A 3,313-nucleotide genomic window follows, 5' to 3' on the forward strand; every position below is an offset into this window, starting at 1 on the left:
GCCGCCGCCGGAAACAACTGGACCAGATCGACCGCGCGGGCCACCAACTGCCCGCGATACCCGGCGTTGATCTCCGCCGACCAGTCCGCATAGGCGCGGGTGAGCACCAGGGTCCCGAACGACGACGCGAAGTCGAGAATCGCACCGACGTCTACCGTCGCCTGGTCCAGCCGCTCAGAATGCTGCTCGAGGCCCTTGGCTTTGTCACGCTGAAACGAATTTCGCCCGTGGATCTGGTCGTACCGGGAGATCACAATGTTGTCGAAGTCGAGGTAGACGGCCACCCGGGTGGCAACCGGTTCGGTCATGGCTCGATCATTGCCGAGTCGTGAGCAGGACAAAAGCGGGTACACACCTCCCATGAGTGAGTTGAAGGTTCTCGAACTCCACGGCGATCGCGTCGCCTACCGCGACGAGGGTGACGGCGAAGTGCTCCTGCTCATCCACGGCATGGCCGGCAGTTCGGAGACTTGGCGGTCAGTGATACCGCCGCTGTCGAAGAAGTATCGGGTCATCGCCCCGGACCTGCTCGGCCACGGCGAGTCGGCGAAGCCCCGCACCGACTACTCGCTGGGCGCGTTCGCGGTGTGGCTGCGCGATTTTCTCGACGAGCTCGGCGTCAGCCACGCCACTGTCGTCGGGCACTCCCTCGGCGGCGGGGTGGCCATGCAATTCGTCTATCAGCATCCCGACTACGCCAAACGGCTGATCCTGATCAGCAGCGGCGGCCTGGGCCCCGACGTCGGATGGGTGCTGCGGCTGCTCTCGGCGCCCGGGGCCGAGCTGATGCTGCCGATCATCGCGCCGCCTGCCGTCCTGTCCATCGGCAACAAGCTGCGGTCCTGGTTGAGAAGCGCCGGCATCCGCTCCCCGCGCGGCGCCGAGCTGTGGAGCGCCTATTCGTCGTTGTCGGACGGCGAGACACGGCAGTCGTTCCTGCGGACGCTGCGGTCCGTCGTCGATTACCGCGGGCAGGCGGTCAGCGCGCTCAGCAGGCTGCAGTTGCGGCAGGATTTACCGGTCATGGCGATCTGGGGCGAGCGCGACGGCATCATCCCCGTCGATCACGCCTACGCCGCGCACGAGGCGCGCACCGACGCGAGGCTCGAGGTACTGCCCGACGTCGGCCACTTCGCGCAGGTGGAGGCGCCCAACGAGGTGGTGGAATTGATCGAAGACTTCATTGTCACGGGCGACCACCACGACAGGGAGAGCCCGCGGTCTTCCCAGCCGAGCTAGTGCGCCGCCGGACATGTCTTCCCGTAGTCGACCTGCCAGTGCTTGATGCCGTTGATGAACGATGACCGCAGCCGTTCCGGATCGCCGGCCGAGCTCAGGTCGGGCATGCGGTCGGCGATCGCGTTGAACATCAGGTCGATGGTCATCCGGGCCAGGTTCGCGCCGATGCAGTAATGCGCGCCGGTGCCGCCGAATCCGACATGCGGGTTGGGGTTGCGCAGGATGTTGAACGTGAACGGGTCATCGAAGACCTCTTCGTCGAAGTTCGCCGACCGGTAAAACAACACCACCCGCTGGCCCTTCCTGATGGGCACGCCGCCGAGTTCGGTGTCGTTTGCCGCGGTGCGCTGAAACGCCGTGATCGGGGTGGCCCAGCGGATGATCTCGTCGGCCGCGGTTTTCGGCCGCTGCGCCTTGAACAAGTCCCACTGGTCGGGATGGTCGGTGAAGGCCATCATTCCCTGCGTAATGGAGTTGCGGGTGGTCTCGTTACCGGCCACCGCCAGCGTGACGACGAACATGCCGAACTCGGCGTCGGAGAGTCGCTGTTCCCCGGAGTCGGCCTCGATCAGCGTGCTGACGATGTCCCGATCTTTCGGGCCGCCTTCCTCGGCCTTACGCGCCGCCAATTGCATGGCGTACCAAACCAATTCGCCTGCTGACGTCAGTGCGTCATGGTCGGCGAATTCCGGGTCGTCGCTGCCGATCATGTTGTTGGTCCAGTCGAACAGCTTGTCGTAGTCGTCCGCCGGTACGCCCAGCAGACTCGAGATGGCCTGCAGCGGCAGCTCGCAGGCCACCTGACGGACGAAGTCGCCCGACCCGTGCGCCGCGGCGTCGGCGGTGATGCACTGCGCGCGTTCGGTGAGTTCGGCGCGCAACCGCTCGACCGCACGGGGTGTGAAACCACGCGACACGATCTTGCGCAGCCGACTGTGCTCGGGGTCGTCCATCATGATCATCGAGGCCCGGCCCGCTTCGATTTGGCTCTGCGCCAAGTCTTCTCGGTATCGCGGCACGATCGATTTGGTGGCCGAGGAAAAGTCGTCGCTGCGCAACGAGACCTCGCGGATGTCGCGGTGTTTGGTCACCACCCAGTAGCCGCCGTCGCCGAAACCGCCTTGATCGAGCGGCTGCTCGTTCCACCAGATTGGTTCTGTGGCACGCAATTCGGCGAACTCTTGCACCGGAAGCCGATGGGCGTAGATGTCGGGGTCGGTGAAATCGAAGCCCGGCGGAAGGTTCGGAGTGGCCATGGGGTTTCTCCTCGATGCTGCCTACTGACCGCGGCGGTTAGCAAGATGGTAGCCGCGGGGGTTCGGATCGCCTAGCACATCGAGACGCACCGCATCAGCGCGACGCGGGGCTGGCCGTCTTGACGCTTTCGCGCCCACCGAGATTGGTGGCCGCCGTGATGACTGCCCGCTCGATCTGGCGCAAGGCATGCACCGCGGTGAGGAATCGCCGGGTGTCGGGGCTTGTTTCGCCGCTGTCGTCGCCGTCCTGTTGGCGGGCCGCCGTCTCGGCGGCGTCGAGTTCGTCAGCCGCCGAGACCAGGGTCGGCGGGTGGCCGCCCTCGATGGCTGCCTGCAATGCGTCGATGTTGCGTCGCGTCTGGGTCGCAGCCGCCGAAAAGGCTTGCGCCAGTTCCAATGCGAGCGAAGGCGACCCGACCGGATCCTGATACTGCTCGGCGCTGCGCGCCAGGCTTCGGCCGTACCGGTCGCAGGCGGTGAAAAGCCGCAGGGCGCGGCGGATGCTGCGCCGGCCGGCAAGTCCGGCGAGACCCGCCAACAACGGCTTGGCGGTGACCCGGAACTGCTGCAGGTCCCGACCGAGCTGACGTGCGAGCTCCGAGGGACTGCCGCCCTCCCCTTCACCGAACATGGTCGCGGCCGATGTCTCGATCAGCGCCGACAGACTGGTCAAGAATGCGCGGGTGTCACCGCGGATGGCGGTTCGGGTGTTGGTCGGCAGCACCACGACCGCGACGGTTGCTCCGATCACGGCACCGATCGCGGTCTCTTCGATCCGCATCATCAGCACCCCGAACGAGAATTGGCCGAGCAGGCCG

At 66.0% G+C, this 3,313-nt stretch carries 3 protein-coding genes and 1 pseudogene; 1 reads left to right on the forward strand and 3 read right to left on the reverse strand.

Annotated features, from left to right (window positions below; all coding sequences use genetic code 11):
- A partial coding sequence (locus tag A5625_RS16430; RefSeq protein ID WP_156748292.1) for an NYN domain-containing protein occupies positions 1-308 on the reverse strand: 308 nt, incomplete at its 3' end.
- Between the two features lie 52 nt (positions 309-360).
- On the opposite strand from A5625_RS16430, the gene A5625_RS16435 reads away from it, so the two are divergent.
- Entirely contained in the window at positions 361-1,239 is an 879-nt protein-coding gene (locus A5625_RS16435) for an alpha/beta fold hydrolase (RefSeq protein WP_066995919.1), read from the forward strand.
- On the opposite strand, the gene A5625_RS16440 is transcribed toward A5625_RS16435, so the two are convergent.
- Both A5625_RS16440 and A5625_RS16445 read right to left on the reverse strand, forming a co-directional pair.
- On the reverse strand, positions 1,236-2,495 hold the full coding sequence (locus tag A5625_RS16440; protein WP_066995923.1) for a cytochrome P450: 1,260 nt from the start codon (positions 2,493-2,495) through the stop codon (positions 1,236-1,238). The genes A5625_RS16435 and A5625_RS16440 overlap by 4 nt on opposite strands.
- Before the next feature lie 94 nt (positions 2,496-2,589).
- A pseudogene (locus tag A5625_RS16445) lies at positions 2,590-3,313 on the reverse strand (FUSC family protein); the annotation flags it as partial.

Source organism: Mycobacterium sp. 1465703.0 (assembly GCF_001672975.1).
In the GTDB taxonomy this organism is placed as follows: Bacteria; Actinomycetota; Actinomycetes; order Mycobacteriales; family Mycobacteriaceae; genus Mycobacterium.

What these genes read in the sequence shown, in the direction of transcription:
- A5625_RS16440 (WP_066995923.1), bottom strand. Translation starts at nt 2,495, where the DNA reads ATGGCCACTCCGAACCTTCCGCCGGGCTTCGATTTCACCGACCCCGAC.
- A5625_RS16435 (WP_066995919.1), top strand. Translation starts at nt 361, where the DNA reads ATGAGTGAGTTGAAGGTTCTCGAACTCCACGGCGATCGCGTCGCCTAC.